21 protein-coding genes and 3 pseudogenes are annotated in these 25,796 nt (G+C 61.9%); 3 read left to right on the top strand and 21 right to left on the bottom strand.

Annotated elements, in window-relative coordinates; genetic code table 11:
• Positions 1-98 precede the first annotated feature (98 nt).
• The 6 genes from ACSSV8_RS18005 to ACSSV8_RS17980 form a co-directional block, all read right to left on the bottom strand.
• Positions 99-2,099, bottom strand: a complete 2,001-nt coding sequence (locus ACSSV8_RS18005) for a type IV secretory system conjugative DNA transfer family protein (RefSeq protein ID WP_454283358.1) — start codon at positions 2,097-2,099, stop codon at positions 99-101.
• 8 nt (positions 2,100-2,107) lie between these two features.
• Positions 2,108-4,441, bottom strand: coding sequence for a relaxase/mobilization nuclease domain-containing protein (locus ACSSV8_RS18000; protein WP_454283357.1), 2,334 nt, complete (start codon positions 4,439-4,441; stop codon positions 2,108-2,110).
• Positions 4,428-5,009: a helix-turn-helix domain-containing protein gene (locus ACSSV8_RS17995; RefSeq protein WP_454283356.1), complete on the bottom strand. Its 582-nt coding sequence runs from the start codon at positions 5,007-5,009 to the stop codon at positions 4,428-4,430. The genes ACSSV8_RS18000 and ACSSV8_RS17995 overlap by 14 nt, the downstream gene beginning before the upstream one ends.
• A 516-nt stretch (positions 5,010-5,525) precedes the next feature.
• A complete protein-coding gene (locus ACSSV8_RS17990; protein WP_007120662.1) occupies positions 5,526-5,732 on the bottom strand; it encodes a hypothetical protein in 207 nt (68 codons plus the stop codon).
• A 538-nt stretch (positions 5,733-6,270) separates the two neighbouring features.
• The gene (locus ACSSV8_RS17985) at positions 6,271-7,200 is read right to left on the bottom strand and encodes a DUF2493 domain-containing protein (protein ID WP_454283355.1); all 930 of its coding nucleotides are present in this window, start codon (positions 7,198-7,200) and stop codon (positions 6,271-6,273) included.
• A gap of 807 nt (positions 7,201-8,007) precedes the next feature.
• Positions 8,008-8,859 carry a cation diffusion facilitator family transporter gene (locus ACSSV8_RS17980; protein ID WP_038068544.1) on the bottom strand — a complete coding sequence of 284 codons (852 nt, stop codon included), beginning with the start codon at positions 8,857-8,859 and terminating at the stop codon, positions 8,008-8,010.
• Between the two features lie 63 nt (positions 8,860-8,922).
• Between ACSSV8_RS17980 and ACSSV8_RS17975 the strand changes: the two genes are divergently transcribed.
• Complete coding sequence (locus tag ACSSV8_RS17975) at positions 8,923-9,273, top strand: ArsR/SmtB family transcription factor (RefSeq protein WP_014132722.1); 351 nt, start codon at positions 8,923-8,925, stop codon at positions 9,271-9,273.
• A gap of 205 nt (positions 9,274-9,478) precedes the next feature.
• Here ACSSV8_RS17975 and ACSSV8_RS17970 read toward each other — a convergent pair whose 3' ends face one another.
• From ACSSV8_RS17970 to ACSSV8_RS17940, 7 genes and pseudogenes are all read right to left on the bottom strand, one after another.
• Positions 9,479-10,060, bottom strand: a complete 582-nt coding sequence (locus ACSSV8_RS17970) for a rhomboid family intramembrane serine protease (protein WP_454283359.1) — start codon at positions 10,058-10,060, stop codon at positions 9,479-9,481.
• Positions 10,061-10,208: 148 nt separating this feature from the next.
• Complete coding sequence (locus ACSSV8_RS17965; RefSeq protein WP_454283354.1) at positions 10,209-10,745, bottom strand: hypothetical protein; 537 nt, start codon at positions 10,743-10,745, stop codon at positions 10,209-10,211.
• A gap of 156 nt (positions 10,746-10,901) precedes the next feature.
• Entirely contained in the window at positions 10,902-11,630 is a 729-nt protein-coding gene (locus tag ACSSV8_RS17960; protein ID WP_454283353.1) for a DUF736 family protein, read from the bottom strand.
• 125 nt (positions 11,631-11,755) lie between these two features.
• Positions 11,756-12,058, bottom strand: a complete 303-nt coding sequence (locus ACSSV8_RS17955; protein ID WP_454283352.1) for a hypothetical protein — start codon at positions 12,056-12,058, stop codon at positions 11,756-11,758.
• 100 nt (positions 12,059-12,158) lie between these two features.
• Positions 12,159-12,620 carry a DUF6915 family protein gene (locus tag ACSSV8_RS17950; RefSeq protein ID WP_454283351.1) on the bottom strand — a complete coding sequence of 154 codons (462 nt, stop codon included), beginning with the start codon at positions 12,618-12,620 and terminating at the stop codon, positions 12,159-12,161.
• 1 nt (position 12,621) lies between these two features.
• Positions 12,622-13,008, bottom strand: a complete 387-nt coding sequence (locus tag ACSSV8_RS17945) for a DUF6878 family protein (protein WP_454283350.1) — start codon at positions 13,006-13,008, stop codon at positions 12,622-12,624.
• Positions 13,009-13,131: 123 nt separating this feature from the next.
• Positions 13,132-16,044 (bottom strand): annotated as a pseudogene (locus ACSSV8_RS17940) (strawberry notch family protein); the annotation flags it as partial.
• 101 nt (positions 16,045-16,145) lie between these two features.
• Here ACSSV8_RS17940 and repC point away from each other — a divergent pair.
• Positions 16,146-16,463, top strand: a complete 318-nt coding sequence (gene repC / locus ACSSV8_RS17935) for a replication initiation protein RepC (RefSeq protein WP_454283349.1) — start codon at positions 16,146-16,148, stop codon at positions 16,461-16,463.
• A 108-nt stretch (positions 16,464-16,571) separates the two neighbouring features.
• On the opposite strand, the gene ACSSV8_RS17930 is transcribed toward repC, so the two are convergent.
• Genes ACSSV8_RS17930 through ACSSV8_RS17905 form a run of 6 tightly spaced genes read right to left on the bottom strand, consistent with a single transcriptional unit; the run spans position 16,572 to position 23,159 of the window.
• Entirely contained in the window at positions 16,572-17,351 is a 780-nt protein-coding gene (locus ACSSV8_RS17930; protein ID WP_151976082.1) for an SDR family NAD(P)-dependent oxidoreductase, read from the bottom strand.
• Positions 17,352-17,388: 37 nt separating this feature from the next.
• Positions 17,389-18,708 carry a TRAP transporter large permease gene (locus tag ACSSV8_RS17925; RefSeq protein ID WP_151976081.1) on the bottom strand — a complete coding sequence of 440 codons (1,320 nt, stop codon included), beginning with the start codon at positions 18,706-18,708 and terminating at the stop codon, positions 17,389-17,391.
• 45 nt (positions 18,709-18,753) lie between these two features.
• Positions 18,754-19,269 carry a TRAP transporter small permease gene (locus ACSSV8_RS17920; RefSeq protein WP_151976080.1) on the bottom strand — a complete coding sequence of 172 codons (516 nt, stop codon included), beginning with the start codon at positions 19,267-19,269 and terminating at the stop codon, positions 18,754-18,756.
• 41 nt (positions 19,270-19,310) lie between these two features.
• Entirely contained in the window at positions 19,311-20,396 is a 1,086-nt protein-coding gene (locus ACSSV8_RS17915; protein ID WP_151976079.1) for a C4-dicarboxylate TRAP transporter substrate-binding protein, read from the bottom strand.
• A gap of 41 nt (positions 20,397-20,437) precedes the next feature.
• Positions 20,438-21,982, bottom strand: coding sequence for a class I adenylate-forming enzyme family protein (locus tag ACSSV8_RS17910; protein WP_151976078.1), 1,545 nt, complete (start codon positions 21,980-21,982; stop codon positions 20,438-20,440).
• Positions 21,983-21,986: 4 nt separating this feature from the next.
• Positions 21,987-23,159, bottom strand: coding sequence for an acetyl-CoA acetyltransferase (locus ACSSV8_RS17905; RefSeq protein ID WP_151976077.1), 1,173 nt, complete (start codon positions 23,157-23,159; stop codon positions 21,987-21,989).
• Positions 23,160-23,271: 112 nt separating this feature from the next.
• Between ACSSV8_RS17905 and ACSSV8_RS17900 the strand changes: the two genes are divergently transcribed.
• Positions 23,272-23,844 carry a LuxR C-terminal-related transcriptional regulator gene (locus tag ACSSV8_RS17900; protein ID WP_151976076.1) on the top strand — a complete coding sequence of 191 codons (573 nt, stop codon included), beginning with the start codon at positions 23,272-23,274 and terminating at the stop codon, positions 23,842-23,844.
• 440 nt (positions 23,845-24,284) lie between these two features.
• Here the strand turns inward: ACSSV8_RS17900 and ACSSV8_RS17895 are convergent.
• Positions 24,285-24,455, bottom strand: a pseudogene (locus tag ACSSV8_RS17895) (DUF2493 domain-containing protein); the annotation flags it as partial.
• Positions 24,452-25,672 (bottom strand): annotated as a pseudogene (locus ACSSV8_RS17890) (SAM-dependent methyltransferase); the annotation flags it as partial. The pseudogenes ACSSV8_RS17895 and ACSSV8_RS17890, both read right to left, overlap by 4 nt.
• Positions 25,673-25,796: the final 124 nt, after the last annotated feature.

The raw sequence follows: 25,796 nt of genomic DNA, 5'->3' as shown, positions 1-25,796 counted from the left end.
AACTTCGATTTGAGGGCGGTTGATAAAGTCGGACATAAGGGCGGACTTACCATCGGAGCGAACACAAGTTCAGACGGCCGCCCCCGGAGGCTTACACCCTATCGCGCGACCAGCCTTTCACCATCTTCCTCTCGCAGCATCGCTTCCATTTCGTCCAATCCATCGACGGCGGAGCGCATCTGCACCTCATCAACGACGCTCGCAGCCTCGGCATCCGCAACCTGGCTCCCAAAATCCATCTCAATCTGGCGCTGTTCCTCGGCGATCACAGCTTGAACGACGGGCGCGGTTTTCTTTGGAATCCCGTCAGTTTGCCGTGACAGTTGACCACCAGAAGCCTGAGCTGAGTTTTCCACGACGGCGTCACGTCCACTTGGTCCGTCCGGCGGCGGCGCCATCGGCATGGCGCGCACACTCAGCGGCAGCGTGCCCTGCAACCCACCTCCCCCCGGCTTCGGAAACGGCAACTCCCCCGTCTGCGCCGCGTGGATCGCCTTGAACAGCCGATCGTCAAAATATTGGATCCGCTTCGCGCGGACCGGCATCTGGGCATCGATGACCATGACGATTTCATCGAGCGGCAGACGGCGCGCTTCATCTTCAGGCAACAACGAGCTTTCCTCGGTCCTTGTGGATTGGCTGCGGCCCTCGAAGGGGTTCTTGCCGATGGACTGAGAGCGCGTGATGACGGTCTTCGTGGTCTTGCCAACCGCCTTGCTCAGCTCTTCGACGGTTTTTTCATCCGAAGGCGTCAGGTAGAGCTTCACGCCCGCGTTGCCCTGCAGCGCACGGCGGGTGTTCTCGCCATAGATTTCATCGAGGGCGGGAATGGTTTGCGTGACCACGGCCAGGTGACCGCGATAGGTGCGCAGGGTCTCGATGCTCTCGACCACGATGGGCATCTTGCCAAGACGGTTGAACTCGTCGAGCATGATCATCACGGGCCACGGCTCGTCTGGCCCGGGATCCTTTTCCTGCATGGCGGAGAGCAGATCGGAGAAGAAGAGTCGGATCACCGGCGCGAGGGGTTTGACCATTAGCGGCTGGACCACGAGATAGACCGAAAAGGGCTTCTTGCGGATCGTCCGGAAATCAAAATCCGACACCGCCGTCGCCTCATCGATGGCCGGGTTCTGCCATTGGTCGAGCCCCGAGGTCATCAGGAGCGAGACGTAAGAGGTCAGCGTGTCGTTGTTGGTCGAGGCCAGCCGCGTGAAGATCAGCTTGGCGGCCCTGTTATCCACCTCGTGGCCGCGCGCGAAGTATTCCTTTTGCTTGTTTCCGCCCGAGGCCGCGATGCGGTAGATCTCGCCCAAGGTGGGGCGCTTGCGCTGGAAGGCCAGAAGCCCCGCCGCCACGAACAGATCGATCCCGCCTTTGAGGAGGCCCTGCACCCGGTCGTTGTCACTCTGCAGGAAGAGCGTCGCCAGGAGCTGCAATTCCATCTGCTGGCGCGCGGGGTCTTTCAGCTCGAAGATGCGCAAGAGCGGGTTGTAGCGATGCGTGCGCTTGCCCTCCCAATCGGTGGGGGCAAAGCGATAGACCTTGTCGCCTTGGGCTGCGCGGTGACGGGCCGTGGCCTCGAAACACTCGCCCTTCACATCGAGCGTCACGGCGGAGCCTTGCCAGGTCAGCAGGTTCGGAATGACAAAGCCCGTGGTCTTGCCGCGGCCCGTGGGGGCCACGATCAGCGCATGGGGGAAGACCTTGGAGCAGATGTAGTTGGCGCGGGAGCCCGGCGGCCCCAGCTTGCCGAGGATGAACCCGGTCCCGGGCGCCCCGAAGAAGCCATTGGCCTTCATCTCGCGCGGGGTCTGCCAATGGGTCTGGCCAAAGCGTGTCAGAGCGGACCCCGAGAGGGCGAGGCTCAGCATCAGGCCGGCGGCGGCGAAGCTGCCGATGATCAGGTGAATAAGTTGCGCGTCCTCCGGGCGGCGGTCCAGGATCGCCAGATAGTTCTGCGCGATATATGCAAAGTCGATCTCGGCCCCGAAGCCGAGATCCTGGTAGGTCAGCACCGCCGAGGCGATGGTATAGCCCATGGCCCCGGTCACCAGCGTCACAAGCAGGACGCCCGTGGCGATCCGCGCTTTTCCCATGGAGGCGCTCAATGGACCTGACCCCGCTCGGTCTCGCCATCCACATCTGTCGCGCGGTGTTTTTCATATTCGGTGTCGGCAAGATCATCGACCACCTGGCGCAAGGCCTCCGTGTTGGCCGTCGCTGCATCCGATTGCAGGTAGACCTTGGCGACATAGAGCCGGTCGAGGCGGTCCTCGAGAACCTTTTCCAGCGCATCGGCATCGCCGGATGCGAGCCGGTCGAGTTGGCGGTTATCAAGCACCCGCGCGATCTCGGTTCGGAAAGCGTCCCGCTCCGCCTCGGTCTCGAAGGGGGCGGACAACTCCCCCGCCCGCTCATGGTCCACGACACGCGCAATCTCGTCTGCGAGGCGGTCGGTACGGTCAGACTGCGCCGAACTTTCCCCGCCGGCTGCGAGGATGTCGTCGCGCGTGGCAGGCCTGAGCCCGTCGCGCATCTCGGTTTCGCGGCGGACCTGATTGATGGCCTCCGTGTCCCGGATCTCGACGACAGCCGCATAGGTCGCGCCGAGCCCGCGGGCGAGGTGGGACGGCATGTCCGGATAGCGCGCGCGCAAGTCATCCGTGACTGCATCTGCAACGGGCGTGCGGACGTCGCGTCCCTCCATGATCCGGTCGACCTCGCGGGTGATCTCGCTGGCGCGGGCCGCATCGGTGATGGTCTCTCTATAAGGCTCAGACCGGTCGATCACATCGCCAGGACGTGCGAGCAGGTCCGGGTGTGCCTCGAGATACGCGCGCTGCTCCGTCTCGATCCGGCGCTCCGCCCGTGAGACAACCTCAGGGTCCCGGTCCTCGATCTGCTGCGCTGTCAGGCCGTCTGCGCGCATCTCCTGACGGATTGTCCCTTCCATCGCCCGCACCGCGCCCTCATGATAATGGAACCGCTCGCTGACCGCTTCAGCTTCCATGACACCATCCCGGCGCAGCACGTTCTCCCGTTCCAGCAGCGTGCCAAGCGCGACATGCACATCGTTGAGAACGTCGCGCGCCTGTTCCAGATCAGCGCGGCGTTCAAGGTTCAGATCGCGCGCCTCGGCCACCTTGGCGAGATCATTGGCGATCCATTGATGCTCGAGCGCTGCATTTGAGGCGCCCGTCTCGATCCGGGCCACCACTTCCGATGTGCTGATCCCGGTGCCCCGGAGTGCCGCGTCAATGCGCGATCTCAGGTCGGGCTCGGCCAGTCGCTCGCGCTGGCTGGCGTCGATATTGGCCTCGGAATAGATCCCGCCCTCCGAGGGGGTCTCTGACAGCGTGGATGATCGCAATCCGAGAGGCTGCATGTGCTGGACCTGCATCTGGATCTCGATGAGGCGTTTTTCCAGCACGGGACGTTCCGCGTCAGACTTCTCGGCGATCATGCCCTGCACCCGCGCGAGCTTCTCCGCATAGAGGCTTCTGAGATCCTCGAAACTTTGATCCTCGGCCATATACACATCTCCTGTTCGATCCACCTGCCCGCCATGCGCCAGCACCTCGCCCGCGCGGAAGAGTGCCGCGGCAATATCCTCGCGGGCCTCCCGGGAGGCTTCCGCGGCAAGCGAATGGTAGACGGTTCTGGTGTTGGCGATCTCCGCCAGCGTCCGGGTCAGGTCCTGCCCCACGCGTTCGCGCTCGCGGGGCGCGCGACCCTCTTCTTTCGCGGCGTAGATCTCGCTGGTCCGGGCCGGGTAATGCACGACGCCGCGCTCCACCCGCCGCGTGGCTTCCAGCCGCACGCCGTACTTCTCCGCCTCCTCGACCATGGCGAGGCGGAAATCGTCGTAGTTGAAGTGGTGGTTGCGCCCCAGAAAGAAGAACTCGCCTTCCTGCGAGCGGCGGTTCAGCACCAGATGCGCATGGGGGTGATCGCGGTCCTCATGCACCGCGATGATGTAATCGAAATGCCCCTTATCAGTCTGGAAGAACCGCTCGGCCACATCCGTCGCGATGTCGCGCACATCCTCGCCGCGCGTGCCGATGGGGAAGGACATGAGCATGTGGGTGGTCTGCCCGAGCTTAGGTTTGAAGCCCGCATCCCACCGCTTGGCAAAGCGCTCGGTCAGATCCTTGATGTCCTTGGCCTCGAGCTTCGCCTTGCCATCGAGGAACCCGCTGCTGTCGACGATATAGGTGGACTTGGTGGTGAGGTACTCGAGCTGGTTTGCAAGCTGCGATTTGGTATGCGTACCGCCGCCCCGGATCGCCTTGAAGACCGCCGGACGGTGCCCGGCTGCCGCGCGCGTAAGCTGGGTCTGCTTGGCCACGTGAAGCCCTTGCATCGAGCCCCGGACGCGGCTCCAGCCATCCCGAAAGACCTCGCCCGTGACGGCATGGACGGCATCATTCAGCCGCATGGGCAAACTCCCTCAGCGCGGCCGTGACCTGTAGCTGCATCGCGTCGCGACGGCGGCGCAGGAGCAGATCGATCTCGTCAGCGGAATCCAGAATGAACCGCGCCAGCCCGCGCATCTGCGCGAGGCGCAATTCGGTGAACTCCGAGCCAGCCCCCTGCCCCTGACGGTTGGCCTGCGTCATCTGCTTGGCAATCTGCGCGACCCCATTGCCGACCTCGTGCAGCGAGGCGCGGTAGCGCGCCATCTCTGCTGCCATCTGCGCGTCCGGAACGAACACCCCACCCACCGCCTGAATGAGCCGCCGCAGCCCCTCGGCCCGGCTCTCGATCCCCGCCGCGGCCAACACTTCATCGAGCGCCTCAAGCTCCGCAGCCGTCACCTTCACGCTGACAGCGGAGACCGGGATCGCGGCATCCGTCTGGCGCTCGGCATCAGCTTTGAGCGTGTACTGGATCGCCCGCACCGACACGCCAAAGCGTTCCGCCAGCACTGAAGTGGAAACGCCTTCCGCAGCTTCGCGAACGATCTCCATGCGGTCTGCATCGGTGAGACGTTTTGAGCGAGACATGCGAAGAAAGACCCCCTATTTCCTGCCACCTTCCACCAAGGCTGCCCCTACCTTACGATAATATACCTAGCTGTCAATTATATACTTACGTCGCATTCAGTCTCAGGCAGCCTTGGTGTCCGCTTCCCCCGAGACCCGCAGGGGCGCGGGCCTGCCCCCCTCACCACCGGGCAATCCACCTGTCCTAGGGGTCCCGTCCGCCAGCCCCGCCCGCGGGTCTGGCCGAACGCCAAGTGTTCGGACGGAAACGCGGGCGGGCGCAAACCCTTCCGACAGGGCGGACAGGCAGGGTCAAGGAGGGCCAGATTTGGGTCCCCAAATCTCTGCCGCAAAAACCGGGAGGCCCTGGCCGATAGGTTTTTGTGGATGGCGCCCTTGAGGCTGACTGACCGGTCTGTCGCGGCCTGGTCATTCCGGGCGGAGTGCGTCCGTTGAACGCGCAGGGACCGGCATCCCTGGAACAGGGATCGGGCCGCCCCAAGATCGTCCTGGGGCGGCCCATCCTCGTCAGAGGATTTAGTCCTGGGGATCTTTCGCGCTCGGCGGGAACATCACCAGCTCCGAGACCGCGACCGGGAAGTCGAGCTTGAGGCTGAAGAACTCCGAGCCGTCCCCGTTGCGGGTGTTGCGGAACATCGCGCCCACGCGCTGAAAACGGGTGCGCTCCTGGCCATCGGTGTCGGTGAACTTGACGGGGACGGTGGCGACGTAGTGGTTGGTCATTTGGGTTACTCCTTGTTGCGATGGGGATCACCCGGCACGGGGGCAAGAGGCCCGGTCGCAAGCGCAAATGCGGAGGGTCCGCGGCCCCGCCGTGGAAGCCGTATTTGTGCTTGCCGAAGCGAAGCGGAGGGCACGATTGGGCCGACCCCGTGCGATCCACATCTATGAGCAAAAAGGAGAGACCCGGATGACCCTTGCCATCACGCAGTCGCCACCATCCGCGTCCGCGTCCCGCCGATCCTGGCCGGGGAGCTGACGGAGCCCGCCCGCGTGGATGCGATGTTCCGAAACACCACCCGAGGGACGCGCAAGTCTTCAGCCTCAAGTGCGACGTCTCGACCCCTCGCGTCTTGCGATGCTGACGATGTGCGTGAGGCGCGCACCATCCCCAGCCCGCACCGATGCGGATGGGCCGCACTCTGACGGACCGGGTAGAGGGATAACGGTGCTAGCCGCCGCAGACTGCCGATCACGCGTGCCCGACCGCACGCGGCATGAGACATGACGAAAGGGCCGCGCCAAGCGCGACCCCCTCTCTTCAATCCTGCGCAGTCTTCTTCGCCGGGTCCGCAACCCGCATGACCGTCAGGCCTTTCGCTTCCGCCTTCTGCCCGAGGTTCAGTGCGACCCCGTTGCCGCCGAAGAGTACAACCCCCGTCGCCGCGAACTTGTCGTCCAGCATCTCATCGTTGCACTTGAACGGTGCCGCCCGCCCGTGCGCGGACCAGCGCGGATCGAAGCGCGCCTGCGCGACCCCGCGTGCCCGGGCCCACCGAGCCGCAATCATCTCCGCCCCGTGCTTGCCACCCTTGTGGCAGAGGAAGATCTCCTGGTTGCGGTTCTGTTTGATCCGTTCGCGAACCTTGTCGAGCGTGTTGAAGATCACATCGACATCGGTCCAGTCGGTGGCGCCTGAGACGATCAGGGGCACCCCCTCGACTTTCGATTTCTCGGCAGTCTCGCGGTCGTGCTGCTCCAGGAGCCGCCGCGCCTCGAAGACCGCCCCGGTCTCCTGCGCCCGGACGCTTGCGCGCGAGCCCGCTGCCGGGATGAAGGCGTGACCCGTCTCGATCTCGTAGCATTCCGCCGCAGCCTCGCTCATCACCTCGATGGCGCCGACAATCTCGCGCAGCTGCAGAAAGCGCGCCTGCGCCTCTTCGAGCGCGGTCTCGGCGATCTCCGATCCGTCGTGGGATTTTGCCAGCGCGCCGATCTTGTCGGCGGTGCGGTCGACCTCCTTGCCGAGCGCCACCTTGCGGCGCTGGAGGATCGTCGCGAGCCCATGGGCCAGCGGTTCGATTTCGGCTTCAAGCCCGGTCCCGCGCAGCTGACCGAGCAAAGCCTCGAAGCTCTCGCGGATGATGTGGTCGGTCAGGACGTGATCCTCCGGGATCGGGAGCTGCGCGTCCCTCTCGGTCAGTCCGAATAGTTCGATGGTCTCGTAGGTGTTTGCGGTGTCGTAAGCCATGTCTGGTCTCCAGTGTTCGGTTATAGAGCCACCACGTGAGTGTGGGGGCATGGCCGAATGCCTGGTTTCCGAATCTGCCCGGGTCAGGGACGGCGCAGCCGCCGGCTTGCCGGGCGCAAAAGTTTTCCGAGCGCAGCAACTGACACATGCGCGCCCTCACGCACGGGACCGCGCCGCGCCACGGGCGCCGCCCTCGCCGAAAAGTTTTGCGATCCTTGACGCGGGCTGATTTGGGGGCCATCCGGAGGATATGCTTCCGCACTCATGTGTGTGTGTTTTGACGGTAGGTTTGCCCGACCCGAGCAGGCAAACGGCCCGACCGGACGCGGAAGACGGATGGAGCGGCGGGATCGTTTTGGCCTCGGGCCAAAACAGACCAGAGCGCAATCCGGAGGAGCGGCCGGGGAGGGACGTGCTCGCGAGGCGGGCAAACCGGGATGCCAGGCGCGACGCCGCGGTGAGGCCGCATGGCCGAATGCGCGACGGACCGAAGGGCCGTTCTCCCCTGCGACACGCGAAGCCGAGCTGGGGAGGCCGTAAGGCTTTGGCCACGGTTGATGTGCAGGGACTACGCTGCCGACTATAGGGATTGCTTGTCCAGGCATTCGACGTGATGGGCGGATTGCGGCCGTTCGCTGCGCCCGCAAACCAAAATTGACAAGCTGATCAAAGCGGCCGCTCGGGGCCAACGCACAATATTTTTCGGGGTGCATCTGCAGCGAAGGTCGGCAGTGAGCCCAAAGTTCCGGACTCGCTGCGCAGTGGCGAATGTCGGTTTCCGGTTCGCACGTCAGCTTTTCCGCCAGATCACTCGGTTTCTGACAGATCACTCCGCGCATCCCGGATGATCATCCATGACGAATGCAGGAACAGCCCTGCGATGGCGAAAGCAACGATGAGGTCAGGCCAGGCACTGCCGAGCCAGGCGACCAGTCCGGCAGCGATCACCACGGCGAGGTTGCCGATGGCGTCGTTCCGGGAGAACAGCCATACGGCCCGCATGTTGGCGTCGCCCTTGCGGTGTTTTAGCAGCGGCAGCACCGCAAGAATGTTTACGATCAGCGCGCCCACGGCGAAGGCTCCCATTAACCCGGCCTCTGGTGTCGTCTGATTCAGGACACGCCAGATTGTGCTGCCGACAACGCCAAGCCCCAGAAATCCCAAGAACACGCCCTGGATCATCGCCGACCGCGCCCGCCATGTCAGACTCCAACCGATAGCGAGCAGGCCCAGAAAGGTGATTGCGCCGTCGCCCAAAAAATCCAGGGCATCTGCTTTCAAAGCTTGCGATCCGGACAGGAACCCGCCGAACATCTCGATCACCCCGTAGCCGAGATTGAGCAGGACCACGATCCAGAGCGCGCGGCGATAGCTCGGGTCTTTGTAAGCCGGATCGGACGATGTATCCCCGCTCTTGATCAGCTCAAAGCCATAGCCGGTTGCGTCCAGTGCTGGACGCACTTTCGGCAAGTCGTCTTCGGCGATCCGCAATGTCATGACATGGGTTGCGGCAGACACCTTCACATCGCCTTCAGCCACGCCCGCAGACCGAGCGGCCCGTTCGATCTCGGCGGCATCCTTGGCGCAGTCCATGCCATGCACCCGCATCCGGATCGGCAAAGACGTTGTAGGCAATGTGGTGTTATCTGCTCGGCTCATATGCGATCCTCTTGAAGGTAGCGTGCGAAAGAAGTCGCCGCTAACGTATCAGTGGATAATGATATGACATTGCAAAACATTCAAGACGATCTTTCGGCAGCTGACACCCTTGAGCCGCGGGCAAAGCTCTTCCGGGGTCTCGGCGACCCCAGCCGTCTTGCGATCCTCGATGCGCTACTGTCGGACGAACGCAGCGTGCAGGAAATCGTTACCCAAACAGGGCTTGGTCAGCCCAATGTCTCGAACCATCTGCGCTGCCTTTTGGATTGCGGTCTGGTCAGTCGCAGGAACGAAGGTCGGTTCGTCCGGTATCGCCTTGCGGACAGGCGGATCGCTGATCTCATCCGCGACGCAGATCAACTACTTGCCTCGACAGCCGTAGGGGTCGATGCCTGCCGAAGCTATACGGATTAACCGACGTGTCCTGCTGCAATGTTCTATTGGTGCGCCAGGCCTAAAGCAGCCATTTGCGCAGCCGCAGCAAAATGGCGCTTTGTCCCGCCCTGCCGACCTTCATCCTCCGATGATGCTGCGCGATGGACGAATGGCCGGTCTAGTGAAGCTGCACCGCGGCGATCGGCAAGGGACTGAACGGCAGGTCAGGGCCGATTGTACTGTTTCATTCCAGATCGACGCCGCCGATGCGCGGCGCATGAACATGCGTCCGTACAAGCAATGCAGCCGCCGCGCCCGCGAAAGCTCCGAACAGATGAGCCTCCCACGAAACGCCAGGTTGGCCAGGAAGAACGCCCCAGAGAATTGAGCCATAGAGGACACCGACCACCAGTGCCGCGCCCAGCGTGATCAATGAGCGATCCACGAAGCCGCGCGCGACGAGGAAGCCAAACCAGCCGAAGACCAACCCTGACGCACCGATATGGATGGCGGAGCTTCCGAACAGCCAGACGAGTCCGCCGCCGAGGCCGATCACCACTGCGTTCACCGGCAGCAAGGCCCTCGTGGTCGTGGCCACCAGCAGCCCACCCATCACCACGAGCGGCGGCGTATTGGCCATCAGGTGCGCGAAACTTCCATGCAGGAGGGGCATGGCGATGACGCCATCCAATCCGCTGACGTGCCGGGGGATCAGGCCGAAGGCCGGGTTCAAGCCGTAACCGATGATCCAATTGACGAGGTGAATCGCCCAGAGCAGTGCGACAAAGGCGACAAGCGCTGCGGCGCGCCGGAAGAAGGCGCGCATGTGATCCCGGTTCATCATGTTGGCGACAGTAGACGTCACCACAGCGCCTTCAACGGCTTCCGCACGCTGCACAGGGTGCCACCTCCGGGAAAGGGGGTTTGAGGCGGCCAACTTGGTCAAGGCCCAAGGCAAGAGAACGGCCTCGATCTTACACGGTGTTCCCCGGACGAAAGGGCTGCGGTTCACGCTCGGGGCGCTTCAGGGCTTCGGCGAATTTGCGGGCATTGTCATCGATCGTGCTGTGCCAAAGCTTCGAGACGAAGGCCCGGGCGTCTTGGACTGTCATGTCTTTCAGCGAAGAGGACAGCGCCATGAAAAGCTCATCCTCGCTAATCGCGGCGGCGCGGTGCATGGCGTCCGCGTAGAATTCGGGATCGTTCAGAACTTGCTCGCTTAGCGGCATCCGCGCGAGGTTTTCCTCCGGGATCGCCATGAAGATCGTGTCCTGCAGGTCGGTCAGATACGCACGCCGCGAGGTGGATACCGACTTTCCTGCTGCCTTGGCGTCCAGATACGCCTGCCGGTTCTTGTCGAGCTTCGCCGTTGCATGGGACATGATGACGGCGCGCTGTCGGGCGGGTAGCGCAAATCCGGTGCAGCGCTCGATATGGGCGAGGAGATCTGCAACCTCTGCCTCAACATCAAAGCTCTCGAACCATGGAACCGTCCCTGATCTAGCCGCCACGCGCCCGCCCTCTATATTACGTGAATATATTATTGTATCGCATTTGCACCTGATCGCAAGCGGGTGGCGTCCTTCACGCAAACGGACATGGAAAAAGGGGAACCGTGGTCCCACGGCTCCCCTTTGGGTTCAGATCGTCTCCCCCTCGCGCGCCGATTAGGCGACCAAGGAGAGCCCCACGCCCGCGTCCTGCGGCTGGTCACCGCTGTCGATGAACGGAATGATCGAGAAAGTCTGCCCGCCGCGCTGTTCTTCGTTCTGCACGGCGTTGACGCGCAGGTCGCCATCGGGCGTGTTGATCAGCAGCGACAGGTAGTCATTGCCCGTGCGGCTGCTTTTGGCCATCCACGCCGAGCCGACGCGGATTCGTTTACCCCGGGGCGAGCTGACCTCGATCCGGTAATCCGGGTGGGTCTCCTCGGATTTGTAGCTGTTCTCGATCAGCATGAACTCCAGATCGAACATCATGTTGGCGATGTAGCCGGTGAAGGCGTTGTCGGCGTCCATGGCGGTGAGCTCGCCCGAGATCGAGCCGGATTTCATCAGGCCGTTCGAGACCAGCGGGATGATCTCGAACGCGCCGCTCTGGGCCGCGCGCGCCTCTTTCGTCTGCACCGCGTTGACCCGGAACGGGCCGAGGCCGACATCGATCTGCATCGAGATGTAGGGGTTGCCGCTGGTATTGCCGGTCTCGTTCCAGGCTGTGCCGATGCGCACCTTGCGGCCTGACTTGTTGACTGCCGTCACGTCAAAATCCGGGCTGCGTTCAGACATCTTGGCCCGTGCCTCGAGCTGGATGGCGATGTCAAAGCGCGTCGAATGGATCATGCCGGTGTAATCGGCGGCTGCGGTCTCGACATTGCGGGTGAGGGTTCCTGCGAACATGGGATGGTTCCTTTTGGATTGGCCGGTGCCTGACGTTCTTGCCAACGCATCCGGGATTGTTTTCTCGACCCCTCTTGGGATCACAAATCAGAAAGCCTGCTTTCCTTTCAGCCCCGCCCACAGGGTCAGAGCTGCCGTCCGAATGGGAATGCCCCCGCGCTTCCAGGTGCTACGCCCCTCCCCTGCCCATCTGGTCTTGATTGGCTGCCCGGATTCTCCGCGGCGTCCTTCGATCGCGCGATGAAGAACTCCGCCTCTTTGCCGTTCAACCGGTGCCCGCCCCGGTCGGTCAGACCGATGCAGCTACCATTCGGCACATAGGTGATGAGGTACTGACCAAGCCGGTCCTTGTGGACAATGTAGCCGGTATTGGCCCAATGCACTGTCTGGCCGGCATCGACGGCCGCCTTGATGTCATCGAGTGTCATGGGGTCCTCCTTACGAAGAATGGTGGGGAAACGACGCAAGAAGCCCGATCTTCCAACCGGGCTTCCGTGCGGCATTCAATTGGCAAAAAGCCGGGTCCTGTCAGGCACTCTGCGCCAATTGCGTCGCTTGCGCCGCCATCCAATCCTTCAGACCAAGAACCGTTCTTCCGGCGGCGACTTCAGATGCCCAGGCGACCCTTGGGTCGCCGCAGGGCTCATCGCCGGAATGCCGGTCGATGTGGCCATTGGCCATCCATGGCTCGGGCTGGATCCGTCGCAGCCAGTCCGCCATGCTCGGGATACGGCCCTGGCAGTCTTCACGGATATGCTGCTCGCCGATCCAGCGCACGGGGATGTCGCGGCCCGCACTATTGGTCAGTGTCAGGCCAAAAACCCGTTCGGCCTCAAACAGGCCTTGCGCATGGTGACGCATGGCGCGGTGCGTGAAGAGCGCGAGGTGCTCTTTCGAGGCATCGAACCAGTCATGTATGGACTGATAGTCAGACGGCACCCCGCCGAATTTCCGGGCAGAGCTTTCAGCATGATGAAGCGGATGCGCCATATCAAAGCCCCTCATCATAGCTGTGCGAGCATTCAACATAGCGGTCCGTGTGATCGAGAGTGATGCTGTCGTCGGTGATCTCCCAGGTCAGCGTGCCATAGCCGCCCTCGTTGTTCTCGAACCCCGGGTGATGGTGATAGGCGAGCGACCAGGCGAAGTCGCCCACCTTGGTGGCAAGCGGTTCTGGCAGTTGGACCTCCGAAGGTTGCACCGTCACATCCTCGACATTGCCGGAGTCGCCATAGCCTTCATATTCGGCAGTGACCTCGCTGATGCCAAGCGCACGTAGTTGCGCGAGCAGCTCCACTCGGGATGCCTTCAAGGTGGTTTCACGCTCCGCGCGCCACTGAGCCGCCAGTGCGGCATAGTCCATTTGGGAATTGGTCATGGGTCTGTCCTCTTATCTGAATTTGGGGGGGGCCGGGCTTGGCATTGGTCAGCGTGCGCCCGGAAAGCGCAGATCGGCCAAATCCCGATCCACGCCGCCCAACCGGAAGCTCGCTTTGACTTTTCAGGCGGCTTGTTCTGCCGCTCTAGCGGCTCGCTGCCCCACGATCCGGGCCAGAATGCTTCCCGTGTCGATCCCGTCCCCATGCGGCAGGAACACCCGCAGCTGGAAGGCAATGATCTCCGTGAAACACCCCATGGCCTTGAGACCTTCAATCATGCCCCGATCCGCACCGCCCAACTCAAGGCGCATCTCGCCTGCGACACGACGACGGGTCAGGGTGAGACCCCGGCCGAGATCGACCGGCGCCGTGGTGCCGAGGGCGGCGGTCAACATCTCCTGCGGCGTTTGCGGGTTGGAGACGAGGAAGCGGGCGCGCAACGCGGCCGCGCCTTGCTCGCTCAGCGTCCGCCCGATCATCGCCGTCGCCCCGTCGGGCGTGACCCGGTAGATGCGCTCATTGGTGGTCGGAATGTCCTTCCAAATGGGCAGCAGCAGCCCGGTCAGCAGGTAGAGCTTGGTCGTGGTGGTTTTTGGCAGGGACGCAGCCTCGGCATCCCAAAGCCTTGCGAACTCAGGCCTTCCGATGTCTTCCCAGGCCGAGGACTCGAACCGCGTCTCCTCCAGATAGCTCGACCCGTTTGGCCGCACCACCTTGCGCATCAGCGTGACAATGTCCTCGTCATACATCTGCATGGGGCGCGCCGAGATGAGCGCCGCGCGGCCGGAGGCGCGATTAACCATCGGCAGCTTATCCGGATTGCGCGATATGGCCTCTTCGGCCCCAAGAACGTGGACCGGGTCGGTGACCTCGAGCCCGATAATCCGCGTCACGGCGCCGGATTTCGGGCAGGTCCAGAGATCCTCTGTGGAGACCTGCTCGATCTTTTCGCCACGCAGGGTTTCCACGCCGAGATCGAGCGTGCCCGCCGCGCGCGCCCGTTCAGTCTGATCGGCAATCCGGCGCATGAACTCGGCAAAGAGCGCGTTCTGCATGTGGATGGGCAGGGCCAGAACCCGGTTCAGAAACCGCTGGATCGGGGGAAGCTCCTCAAGGAGCACCCCGTCCTTGTCGATCAGCCGCAGGGCCGTCCAGTCGGTGAAGCTCTCGTAGCTCATCGCCTCGGCGCGCCCGGCGACAAGATCGGCGAAATACCCACGCAGCGCTGCTCGCGCGATCGGGCTTTCGAGATTGTCCTCCTCGCGGAACATGCCCTGCGAGCCGGTCTCGCGCTGGCCCTTCGTCAAGGCCCCCAGCTGGTCGAGGCGTTTGGCTATAGTCGACGTGAAACGCTTTTCGCCATGCACATCCGAGGTGCAGACCCGGAAGAAGGGCGCGCTGACCTGAGCCGAGCGATGCGTGCGGCCGAGCCCCTGGATGGCCGCATCGGCGCGCCAGCCGGGCTCCAGCAGGTAGTGCCGCCGCCGTTTCTGGTTCTTCGCCGTTTGCGCCGCGTGATAGGACCGGCCCGTCCCGCCCGCATCGGAGAAGATCAGGATGTTCTTCTCGCCGTCCATGAAGGCTTGGGTTTCGGAGGAATTGCTGCTGGCGGCGCGCTTCTCAATGAAGAGATGGCCATCCTCGGCCTTGAGGGGCCGGATAGATCGGCCTGTGACTTCTGCCACGGCCTCATCGCCAAAGGCCCAGAGGATCTGATCGAGCGCCGAGGGGATCGGCGCCAGCGTCATCAACTCCATCATGGCCGCGTCACGCAGAGCGAGCGCCTCGCGCGAGACGACCAGCGCGCCAGTTTCATCGCGGAGCGGCTCGGCCACCATATTGCCGTCGATCTCGACCAGCTTTTGCGCATGAATCGGGAAGGCCTGTTCGAGGTATCCCAGGACGTAGTCGCGCGGCGTTAGCGCGCCCTCGACCAGCTCGTCCTCCGGGTCCATCGCCTCAAGCCGCCGCTTTAGCAGGCTCTCACCCGTCGAAACCACCTGGATGACGCAAGCCTTGCCTGCCGCCAGATCGTCCTCGATCGCGCGGATGATGGTCGGGGCCTTCATGCCCATCAGGAGATGGTTGAAGAAGCGCTGTTTCGTGCTCTCGAAGCGGGACTTGGCCGAGGCGCGAGCGGCCGAGGCATTGGTCTCTCCCGAGGCGTCGTTGACGCCGGTCGCGGTCAGTGCAGCCTCGAGATTGTGGTGGATCGTGCGGAAGGCTCCCGCATAGGCGTCGTAGATCTCGATCTGCGCCGGGGTGAGCGCGTGTTCGAGCACGTCATACTCCACGCCGTCGAAGCTGAGGGCGCGGGCCGTGTAGAGCCCGAGCGTCTTGAGATCGCGGGCAACCACCTCCATGGCGGCGACACCGCCGGCTTCCATCGCAGAAACGAAGCTCTCGCGGCTCGGGAAGGGGTATTCGGGGCCCTGCCCCCAGAGCCCCAGCCGCGCGGCATAGGCGAGGTTGTGCACGCTCGTGGCACCTGTGGCCGAGATGTAGAAGACGCGGGCGCGGGGTGCTGCCAGTTGCAGCCGCAGGCCAGCAAGGCCCTGCTGGGAGGGTTTGACCCCCCTGCCCTGCTCAGACCCTGCCGCGTTCTGCATGGCATGGGCCTCATCAAAAGCGAGGACGCCTTCGAAGTCTTCACCCATCCAGTCGAGGATCTGGCTCAGTCGCGTGGTGCCGCATTTGCCCGCGGACCGCAGCGTGGCGTAGGTGACGAAGAGGATACCGTCGCCCATCGGGATGGGCTGGTCCGGTTTCCATTTGGAGAGCGGCTGGATGTCGGCGGGCGAGCCGCCGAGATCGGTCCAGTCGCGGATCGCGTCCTCGATAAGCGTTGCGGATTTGGAGACCCAGATGGCCTTTCTGCGTCCGGCCAGCCAGTTGACAAGGATGAGCCCCGCGCATTCACGCCCCTTGCCGCAACCGGTGCCGTCGCCGAGGAAATAGCCAAGGCGATAGGCACGTGCATCCGGGTCATCATCGGCGCGCGTCAGCTTGGTCTGGTCGTCATCGATGGTAACGCGAGGAATTTGCAGACAGTGAGGCGCCGCCATCACTGCCCTGCCCCGTGTCACCCACTTTGACGCCTGAGACACTGTACGACATTGCTGGCGACGGCCTACGCATGATGCTTGATGCCCGCCGGGAACAAAGCCGACCACTCAGAGACCACGACATCATCGAGGCGGCCTGGCAATTATTGCCGATGCTCGATATCCATCCGTCAGTCTGGTTTGAGGGTCAGAGCACCTTGGACGATCACGGATTGGCGCTCTGCCTTCTTCTGGTTGATGCGGGACGAGATCATCCCAAATATCCTGTCCGCAACTCGGGTGGCTTCATGCGCGAGATGGTACGTCGAGCCAATGCACAAAGGCTTGACATAAATGCAGGCCTTGCAGCTCTGAAGCGGCGCCGTACCGACGTGTCCTTGGCAAAGTAAACTGATGGGCTCTATGTCCTCGACGACATCGGTCTGTTACAACTGTTCGGAAGGAACCAACGCGTGAGAGTTGCGATTTGAAACTAATTGCATATAAGTGGTTGCGGTTCAGACCTCGAGACCGGCCGTCTGAGTCATCCCGGAGGCGAGGTATCCACCATCTACCGGCATCGTATGCCCGTTAACGTAGCGCGCCTGCTCTGACGCCAGGAAAACGATGGACGGCGCGATATCTTCAGGCACTGCGATGAAGCCCGACGGGATCATTTTGAGGAATTCTGCCTTGTTCTCGTCTGTGTAGGCGGCAGCGGTCATGTTGGTCATCGTGGCGCCCGGCGCAACCGCGTTTGCGGTTACACCATAGCGGCCGAGTTCGAGGGCCATCTGCCGGGTGAGTTGGGCGACCGCGGCCTTCGATGTCCCATAGGCCGTACGACCCACACCGGCGCGAAAACCTGAAACCGACGACAGATTGATGATCCGGCCATACCGAGCTTCCATCATGCCATAGGATGCACGCTGAGCGCACTGGAAGCTGCCCGTGACGTTCACGTTCATGACGTCGTTGAAATCCCGCGGGGAGAAGGTATCGAACGGCTGGACACGAAGGATGCCCGCACTGTTGACGAGGATCGAGACCGTCCCCTTCCAATTCTCAGCCGTCTCGAAGGCACCGTCGATGGCATCGACATCCGTGACGTCCAGACCGACGGAGATCGCGTTGCCGCCTTCTCCCGTAATGATGGCGGCAGTCTCTTCGGCCGATGCCAGATCGATATCGGCCACGACGACTGCAACGCCCGCCTTTCCCAGCATGACCGCCGTCGCCCGGCCAATGCCGGAGCCTCCACCGGTGATCAGAGCGGGTCCCGTTGCGAATGTCAGCATAATTTCCTCCCAGGTGCCGGGCTATGCCCGGGCAAAGTCAGTTCATGACCATCATGTTCGGCAGCCAGGTGATGATACCCGGGAATGCGAACAGGATGATTATCGTGACGAATTCCATGGCGACGAACCACAGGGCTCCTCGGAAAATCGTCGGCAAGGGTGTCTCTCTGTCGATCCCTGCTATGACAAAGCAGTTCAGCCCCACCGGTGGCGTGATCAGACCGATTTCGCACATCTTCACCGTGAGGATACCGAACCAGATGGGATCGAAACCAAGTGAGCGCACGGTCGGAAACATGATGGGGATCGCGATCACCATCATCGAGAACGCATCCAGGAACATGCCCAGAGGAACGAAGACCAGCAGGAGGCAGGCGATAACGAGATATGGCGGAAGGCCTGAATCGACGACTGCTTGGGCGAGCTGGTTGGGCACTTGCACGAGCGTCAGGAAGTATGAGAATACTCCCGCCCCGATGATCGTGAAAAGGATCATTACCGTGGTGTCGATTGTCGAGCGGAAGCTCTCGGTTATCTTCCCGAGTATGCCTTCCTTCCACGCTCCGCGGTGTGACAGAAGCATGAGAAAGGCGGCGAACGCGCCCAGAGCACCGGCTTCGGTCGGCGTCATGAGGCCAAGGTATATGCCACCCATCACTACCATGAAGAGAATGAGTACCTGCCAGGCCTTGCCGGTTCCGACGACAGCCTCTCCCCAACCGGCGCGTGGGGTCACGGCGTTCCGCGAGGCGCCGTTCTTTGCGATGAAGTAGATGCCGATCATGAAAACGACGGTGGTCAGCAGTCCCGGTACAAATCCGGCAATCAGCATCTTTCCCGCTGAGGTCTCCGTCAGCGCCGCGTAGAAGATCAGCAGGACGCTCGGCGGGATCAGAACGCCGAGAACGCCACCCGCAGCCACCGCGCCCGCAGCAAGAGACGGCTCGTACCCGGCTTTCTTCATCTCGGGAAGGGCAACGCTGCCAACCGTCGCCGCGGTAGCAACCGATGAACCCGATGTGGCAGCAAATCCCGCGCTCGTAAGGATCGACGCCATCGCAAGACCGCCGGGAAGATGTCCGACCCATTTGCTCGAGACCTGAAAGAGTTTCTTGCCGACCTCGGCATGATGGGCAAATGACCCCATCAGGATGAACAGGGGAATGATCACCAGGGTGTAGACGGCCGTGGTCGAGTACGGCAGGGACTTCAGACGTGTCATGATGACCGCGAAGTCTTCGACCATGATGATCCCCGCCGCCCCGGACAATGCGAGAGCCGCGAAGACAGGGACGCCGAAGGCCATGAAGAAGAAGATGAGCGCGACCGCGATATACGGCGCCAGTGACGGATCCATGGGGTACCTCTCAGTTGCAGCGCGGGCAGCGCGGGCAGTGGCGGATCATGCTTCTGCTACGCTCGACGTCTCTTCCGCCTCATCGTGAATGAGGGCGGTAACCGCATGGAAAGTCATCTGGATCGCGGCAAGCCAGAGCCCGACAGCAACGCCAACCTTGGTCCACCAGATCGGAAACTGGATGTAGCCCCAGCGGAATTCCCAGATCGAGACGGAATAGATTGCCTCCTGGGTGGAGGACCATGCGAACATGAAGAGTGCGAGTGCTCCGCATCCCCAGGAAAACGCCATCGCGATCCGGTGCGGAAGCCCGGACAGCTTCCTGGTCAGGATGTTGACCCGGATATGCGCATGATCGTTCTGAGCCCACATTGCGCCGAGAAAGACGATCATCACCAGGCTGAGCTCGGACATCTCGAAGACGCCGGAGATCGGATTGCCGGTGATTGCCCGTGTGATGACATCTGCCGTGATGCCGAACATCAGGAAAGCAAGGAAGAGCATCGCGACCGCTCCGAAGGCATCGGAGATCAATTTCAGGATTTTCCTGATTAGGTTCATGATTTACCTCGTGAGCGGTCGCGCGTTATCGTTCGACGTGTTTACGATTCTTGGCTGATCTCATACGGGCGCCTGAGCGTGCCTTCAGGATCATATTTCGAGATCGCATCCGAAATCATCGACTGCATCTCTTCACCGTCGATGCCTGCCTGGGGCGCGGTCTCCTCGACCCATTTGTTGACTTGGGCCGGTTGCACGAGATCGCGAGCGCGCTGCTTCTCGGTGTCAGATACCTTGTTCAGCGTCACGCCTTCCGAGGTCGCCGTCTCCACGTAGCTGGCCAGCACATCCTCGTATATCTCGGTGAACTTGCCGCCGTAGATCTCGCCGACAATCTCGTCCGAAACGGTCCGCACGTCATCGGGTAGTCCATCGTAGACCTGCTTGTTCATGATCGTTGCCGCGGGCGCGTGGGGGCCATCGCCGATATCGTAGAAGTTCGGCGCAATTTCATGAAGTTTGTAGGCCACAGCGGTGACGAAGTCGAAGCCATACACCCCGTCAAGGATGCCCCGTTCAAGTGCCTGGTAGACCTCGCCCGCCGCCATCGGGATGGCGGTTCCGCCAAGCGCCTCGATGACGTCAGTCGCAACACCGTATCCGCGGATACGCTTGCCCTTGAGGTCCTCGAGGGATTCGATGGGTTCGCGCATGACCAGCGGCGCATAGTTCCAGTTAGTCCAGTAGAGAACCTTCGAGCGATGCCGCTGCTCCCATTCAGCGCGCAGCGGTTCGTAGTTCTCGTATACCTCGCGGCATACCCGCTGGAGTGCGTCGGCGTAGTTCATGCGGTAGTACCACTCGAGGCCGCGCGTCACCGGCAGCTCCGCCTGGTAGTAGCCGGGCGAAATCAGCGTGATTTCGGACGTGCCATCACGGGCCGCCCCGAGATGCTCGCCGACCTTGTTCAGCGATCCCGACCAGTAGCGGCGGATTTCCACCTCGCCGTTGGTCCGTTTCTCGAGCTCGTCGAGATACCAGCTGTCGATCCAGGACGGTCCGGCGGTATCGGACACGTAGCTGTCGAACTTGAGTGACGTCGCCGCCCGCAGGATCGACGGTGTACCCATCACGAACGCACCGCCAGCGGCGGCCGCGCTCGTTGCCAGGAAATGTCTGCGCTTCATTTGGTTCCTCCCTTACTTCTTGGATTTTTCCGGTTGTCTCGTCACAGATCCTCTTCTGCAACCGCGAGACGTTCTCGTAGACTGGTCTTCAGAACCTTGCCGTAGCTGTTCTTCGGCAACTCGTGAACGAACACGTATTTTTTGGGCTTCTTGAACGAGGCGATACGGCTTCGACACCAGGTGTCCAGCGCATCCCTGTCGCAAGTGGCCCAGTCGTTCATCACCACGAAGGCCACGACCTCTTCTCCCCACTCCGTGTTGGGGCTGCCGATCACCGACACCTCGTAAACACCGTCATGTTCAAGGATAGCCTCCTCCACTTCCCGGGGATAGATGTTGGTGCCGCCCGAGATGATGACATCCTTTGACCGGTCCGTCAGGGTCAGAAACCCTTCGCTGTCCATCGCTCCGAGGTCGCCGGTCTTGAGCCATCCGTCGACGATGGTTTCGTCGGTTGCTTTCTGGTTTTTCCAGTAACCCTTCATGATCGTATCGCCGCGCACGATGATTTCGCCAACTTCTCCCGTCGGCTTGTTCTTCATGTTATCGTCGACGACACGGACTTCGACACATGACTGGGCAATACCGACAGACGCCCTGCGAGCATCGGCGCGAGGATGAATCCTGTCGGAAACCACATCCCGCGGCATTGCAGTGATGGTCATCGGGGACTCGCCCTGCCCGTAGATGTGGACAAAAAGCGGCCCGAAAGTCTCCAGCGCTTTTGTGATGTCCGCCAGGTACATCGGTCCGCCGCCGTAGATCATGGTCCGGATGCCCTCCCCGCGATAACCGGTCTGCTCTGCATGCCTGACCAGTCGCATCACCATTGTCGGCGCCGCAAAGAAGACAAGGTTGCCCAGCGACTGGGCGAGGGCCTGGATTTCAGCAGGATCGAAACCCTGCGATTCTGGGATGACATGACAGGCACCGGCGCGCACGAACTGGAAGTTGTATAGCCCTGCCCCGTGCGACATGGGAGCCGCGTAGAGGGAATGGTCGCGGCAGGATACGAGGTCGGCATCCAGCGCGTAGCTCGTCGCCATCATGCGCAGGTTCCGGTGCGTTGTCATCACGCCCTTGGGACGGCCGGTTGTGCCCGACGTATAGAACAGCCACGCGATGTCATCCTCTTCGGCATCGACCGGAGGGCGATACTGGTCGGCATGCGACCGGCCGATAGTGCCCGCGAACTCCGGTGCACGGATCCCGACTTCACGGCATGCGACATCCAGATCACCAGGACGGGAGTACAGATCACCTGTCTCGGTTATGACCAGCTTGGCTTCCGAATTCCCGATGATCCAGGCAGCTTCCCGCGGGTGCAGCTTGTTGTTGATCGGAACCACGATCGCACCGATCCAGATCACGCCATAGAGCATCTCGAGGTATTCGGCGCAATTCTTGGCGAAGAGCGCCACGCGATCACCCGGTCGGATGCCATACTGGGACTGCAGGTGGCTTCCGATAGCCCAGCTGTGGAAGGCGAACTCGGCATAGTTCGCGTGCAGGCGCTTCCCGAGCCGGATGGCCGGAGCATCGGGACGCACGAGAGCCGTCTGGTGAAGCCATTTTGCGATGTTCATGTTTTCAGGATTTCTGCGCTTCCAGGACCGAGACGTAGTTGGCCACCGCTGACCCACCCATGTTGAAGACAAGTCCGACGCCTGCATCGGGGAGCTGCATGTCGCCCGCCTGTCCCGTCAGCTGACGGTAGGAGATGGCATGCATCGACACACCCGTCGCACCGACCGGGTGGCCTTTTGCCTTCAGGCCGCCCGAGAGGTTCACAGGAAGCTTCCCGTCCCGGTATACGATACCTTCCTCAAGTGCCTTGCCGCCCTGCCCTTTGGGCATGAGCCCCATCGCTTCGTAGGTCAGTAGTTCCGCGATGGTGAAGCAGTCGTGGACTTCTGCGAAATCAACATCACCGAGTGACAGACCGGCCTCCTCGAATGCCTTGGCAAACGCGCGCTCGGGCCCTTCAAAGGCAAGAAAGTCGCGGCTCGACATCGGGATCAAATCGCTCACATGCACGGCGGAGCGGAAGCGGACGGCCTTGTCGAAACAGGCTGCATTCTCTTCGGTCGTAAGGATCACCGCCGCAGCTCCGTCGGTGACCAAGGAGCAGTCCGTCAAGCGAAGTGGTGGCGCGATCTCGGGGTTCTTGTTGGTGACCTGAGATGTCTCCTCGAAGGTGAATTCCTTCTGCATGTGCGCCAGTGGATTGCGCATGGCGTTGGCATGGTTCTTGACGGAGATCCGCGCCATCGCATCCAGCGGACTTCCGTACCGGCTGGTGTAATCCTGCGCGGCAACACCGAAAACCTGGGGAAAACTGAGCTTCTTTTCTTCTTCGTCGTTCTGGTAACCTGCACCTGCGAGGGCGAGGGTAACGTCCTGCGTCGAGCGGTGAGTCATCTTCTCTGCACCCACCACGAGCACGGTCTTCGACTTGCCCGCCAGGATCGAGTTCATGCCGGCATGGATCGCCGCAGAGCCGGATGCACAGGCGTTTTCCGCCCTCATGCCAGGCTTGAAGCGCAGTTCAGGGTAAGCCTGATGGATCAGGGACGAGGCAAAGCCGTCTGTCACCAGTCCCGAATTGAAGTGACCCAGGAACACCGCGTCGATATCGGCGGGATCGACACCTGCCTCCTCGACTGCTTCTCGCGTGACCTCGACGATTAATGTCTCGAGGTTCTTGTCCAGGCGCCCGAACTTCGAGTGCCCACTTCCGATGATGGAAATCCGCCTAGTCATGAAAAAGTCCTCCTCGAAGAAAATGGTATCACGCACAACTGTTAGGTGGTATTCGTAGAACTACGCGTATATCTCAGTAGTTCTACTGATAGATGGGTCGGGGGGAGGCTTCATGATCGACACATCGACACCCGAGAAGGCCGGTCTCCTGGCCTTTCGCGAATCGCCTGTTGCTCAGATCATGGTGCGATATCGGCGGATCGTTGAGATCAACCGCGCCATAGAGACGCTGTTCGGCTTTGCACGAGTCCAGCTTGTCAACAAGTCTGTCCAGCTCCTCTACCCGACCATCGCCGATTTCAAGCGCATCGGAGAAAACTGCGAGGAAACGCTGCGCAAGGGGGCCACCACGCTCTACGAAGACGAGCGATTCATGCAGACGGCGAAGAAGGAGCTCTTCTGGGCACGTGCCAGGGGCATCACGCTCACGCCCGAGGATCCGTTCAAGCTCATGATCTGGAGCTTCGACCGCATCCAGGACAAGAGGCAGTACCAGTCTGTGAACCTGACCGGTCGTGAACGCGAAATTGCACCGCTTATTGGTCAGGGAATGACGTCTCGGAAAATCGGCGAGCAACTCGGCATCTCGGTCCGCACGGTGGAGTCTCACCGCGCGAAGCTGATGCGGAAGTTCGATGTCAGCAACACCGCCGAGCTCGTATCGCAGATCATTGTTTCGATCTGACATCATACAAGCCAGGGGTTATTCATAGTGCGGATTTGTCGCGCCGCATGACAATCGGGATTAAAGCACTCGATCCACTTGCGGGCATTGACCGTGCTGATGAATAAGCCTCTGGGCGTGATGTGCTCGCACAAATATGCGCGCACAGTAGACCATTACATCCCGCCAGCGCGCCGGAGACGCCGCAATCCAGCGATCTCAACCATTGGCCGCTTGGACAAGCAGGCATCGGGACTTTGCTGCTGACCGATGACGCCGATCGCCTGCACCACATCAGCGGCCCGAAAAATAAAGTCAGAAAGACCTATCGCGCGATAGCTGGTGGGTCATTTCGACGATAGCGAAAGCGCCCTGTTTGCATCGAGCACCTTAAAATTCAAGGGAGATGACAAACCGCTGGCATCTGCCGAATTGCAAACACTCTCAGAAACCGAAGCGCTGACCGTCAGACCTTTCGCTTCCGCCTTCTGCCCGAGGTTCAGCGCGACCCCGTTGCCGCCGAAGAGTACAACCCCCGTCGCCGCGAACTTGTCATCCAGCATTTCGTCGTTGCACTTGAACGGTGCCGCCCGGCCATGCGCGGACCAGCGCGGATCGAAGCGCGCCTGGGCGGGGCAACCGAGGCCATGGCGATGCTTTCGACCAGCGGCGTGGGATGTTCCTGCGCACCCGCGATCTCGATCCGCTGCGGACGGTAGCGCGCATAGATATCCGAGATGGGCGTGTTGTCGCGCGGGGTCTCAAGTCTTGTGAAAACTAGCGGGACAACGGCATTGGCCCGGGATTTGGAGGGGGCGACAGGCGCAGCGGCGGTCTTGCGCGGGGCAGAGGATGCAACGGTCGGTCGAGCATGAGGGATCGCTTCAACCCGTTGGGCGGGGCGCATCTCGGTCCGGGTTGCGGCCACGGCATCGACATATGCCAAGGCTTCATCCAGATCCCGCACAGGGACGCGGATCATTTCGCCGTCCTCCTGCACCTTGTCAAAGACCATGAGCTGGGTTTCGACAGAGGTGCCGAGCTTGCGGTAGACCTGCCCCGGCATCGTCAGCGCCAGTCGCAGCGTCAGGAGACCGCAGGCGCGGGACCAATGCGCGGCATCGCGTTCGGGCGTGAACCCCGGCGGCATGATCGCCACCAGCCGCCCGCCGGGCGCGAGACGCTTTGCAGCGCCGATGAGATGTTTTGCAGCGATGTGCTTGTCCCGCGACCGATCGACCGAGGAGGCGAAGGGCGGGTTCATCACCACGACGTCGGGTAGAACCGGCGTCTGCAGCAGATCATCGATATGCTCCCCGTCATGGCCTGTCACCTCGCCGCCGAAAACCGCGCGCAGGAGGCGCTGGCGAAAGGGGTCGATCTCGTTGAGCACAAGCGTGGCACCGGCCCGGGCGGCGAAAGCGGCCAGGGCACCGGTGCCAGCCGAGGGCTCCAGCACGGTCTCGCCCTTGCGGATCGCCGCAGCCCGCAAGACCAGCGCCGCAAATGGCAACGGCGTGGAGAACTGCTGCAAACGGATTTGCTGCTCCGACCGGCGCGTTTCCGTCAGGAGACGTGACGCAAGGAGTTTTGCGGCAGAGTAATCATCCTCACTGTTGTCGCCACGTAGCAGCGCCTGCACAGCCGCGGCCTGCATCAGGTCATAGGCCTTCCGCCAGTCCCAGGCGCCCCCGGTATCACTGCCATGAAACGTCTCGCGCATGATGCGCGCGAGCGCTGAGCTACGCAGGGGTTGGTGGTCGATCTCCGCGCCGATTTGTGCGATGGCATTTGCGAGATCAGTGTCAGAGATTGGGAAAGCCGGGTTTGCCGGTTTGGGCTTGGACATGGGGATTTTCCTTTGGATCAGGGTCTGAATTCCAAAGGACAAAAAGCCCGCTTCCGTAATGGGGCGGGCCTCTGTCAAGGGTTTCGGGCAAGTCAAAAATCCCGGCGAAGATCTCATTCTTCAC

The sequence above is a fragment of the Roseovarius sp. MBR-79 genome (assembly GCF_053628555.1).
This window is presented reverse-complemented; position numbering and strand designations above follow the sequence as displayed.

What these genes read in the sequence shown, in the direction of transcription:
- ACSSV8_RS18005 (WP_454283358.1), bottom strand. Translation starts at nt 2,099, where the DNA reads ATGGGAAAAGCGCGGATCGCCACGGGCGTCCTGCTTGTGACGCTGGTG.
- ACSSV8_RS18000 (WP_454283357.1), bottom strand. Translation starts at nt 4,441, where the DNA reads ATGCGGCTGAATGATGCCGTCCATGCCGTCACGGGCGAGGTCTTTCGG.
- ACSSV8_RS17995 (WP_454283356.1), bottom strand. Translation starts at nt 5,009, where the DNA reads ATGTCTCGCTCAAAACGTCTCACCGATGCAGACCGCATGGAGATCGTT.
- ACSSV8_RS17990 (WP_007120662.1), bottom strand. Translation starts at nt 5,732, where the DNA reads ATGACCAACCACTACGTCGCCACCGTCCCCGTCAAGTTCACCGACACC.
- ACSSV8_RS17985 (WP_454283355.1), bottom strand. Translation starts at nt 7,200, where the DNA reads ATGGCTTACGACACCGCAAACACCTACGAGACCATCGAACTATTCGGA.
- ACSSV8_RS17980 (WP_038068544.1), bottom strand. Translation starts at nt 8,859, where the DNA reads ATGAGCCGAGCAGATAACACCACATTGCCTACAACGTCTTTGCCGATC.
- ACSSV8_RS17975 (WP_014132722.1), top strand. Translation starts at nt 8,923, where the DNA reads ATGACATTGCAAAACATTCAAGACGATCTTTCGGCAGCTGACACCCTT.
- ACSSV8_RS17970 (WP_454283359.1), bottom strand. Translation starts at nt 10,060, where the DNA reads ATGCGCGCCTTCTTCCGGCGCGCCGCAGCGCTTGTCGCCTTTGTCGCA.
- ACSSV8_RS17960 (WP_454283353.1), bottom strand. Translation starts at nt 11,630, where the DNA reads ATGTTCGCAGGAACCCTCACCCGCAATGTCGAGACCGCAGCCGCCGAT.
- ACSSV8_RS17955 (WP_454283352.1), bottom strand. Translation starts at nt 12,058, where the DNA reads ATGACACTCGATGACATCAAGGCGGCCGTCGATGCCGGCCAGACAGTG.
- ACSSV8_RS17950 (WP_454283351.1), bottom strand. Translation starts at nt 12,620, where the DNA reads ATGGCGCATCCGCTTCATCATGCTGAAAGCTCTGCCCGGAAATTCGGC.
- ACSSV8_RS17945 (WP_454283350.1), bottom strand. Translation starts at nt 13,008, where the DNA reads ATGACCAATTCCCAAATGGACTATGCCGCACTGGCGGCTCAGTGGCGC.
- repC (WP_454283349.1), top strand. Translation starts at nt 16,146, where the DNA reads ATGATGCTTGATGCCCGCCGGGAACAAAGCCGACCACTCAGAGACCAC.
- ACSSV8_RS17930 (WP_151976082.1), bottom strand. Translation starts at nt 17,351, where the DNA reads ATGCTGACATTCGCAACGGGACCCGCTCTGATCACCGGTGGAGGCTCC.
- ACSSV8_RS17925 (WP_151976081.1), bottom strand. Translation starts at nt 18,708, where the DNA reads ATGGATCCGTCACTGGCGCCGTATATCGCGGTCGCGCTCATCTTCTTC.
- ACSSV8_RS17920 (WP_151976080.1), bottom strand. Translation starts at nt 19,269, where the DNA reads ATGAACCTAATCAGGAAAATCCTGAAATTGATCTCCGATGCCTTCGGA.
- ACSSV8_RS17915 (WP_151976079.1), bottom strand. Translation starts at nt 20,396, where the DNA reads ATGAAGCGCAGACATTTCCTGGCAACGAGCGCGGCCGCCGCTGGCGGT.
- ACSSV8_RS17910 (WP_151976078.1), bottom strand. Translation starts at nt 21,982, where the DNA reads ATGAACATCGCAAAATGGCTTCACCAGACGGCTCTCGTGCGTCCCGAT.
- ACSSV8_RS17905 (WP_151976077.1), bottom strand. Translation starts at nt 23,159, where the DNA reads ATGACTAGGCGGATTTCCATCATCGGAAGTGGGCACTCGAAGTTCGGG.
- ACSSV8_RS17900 (WP_151976076.1), top strand. Translation starts at nt 23,272, where the DNA reads ATGATCGACACATCGACACCCGAGAAGGCCGGTCTCCTGGCCTTTCGC.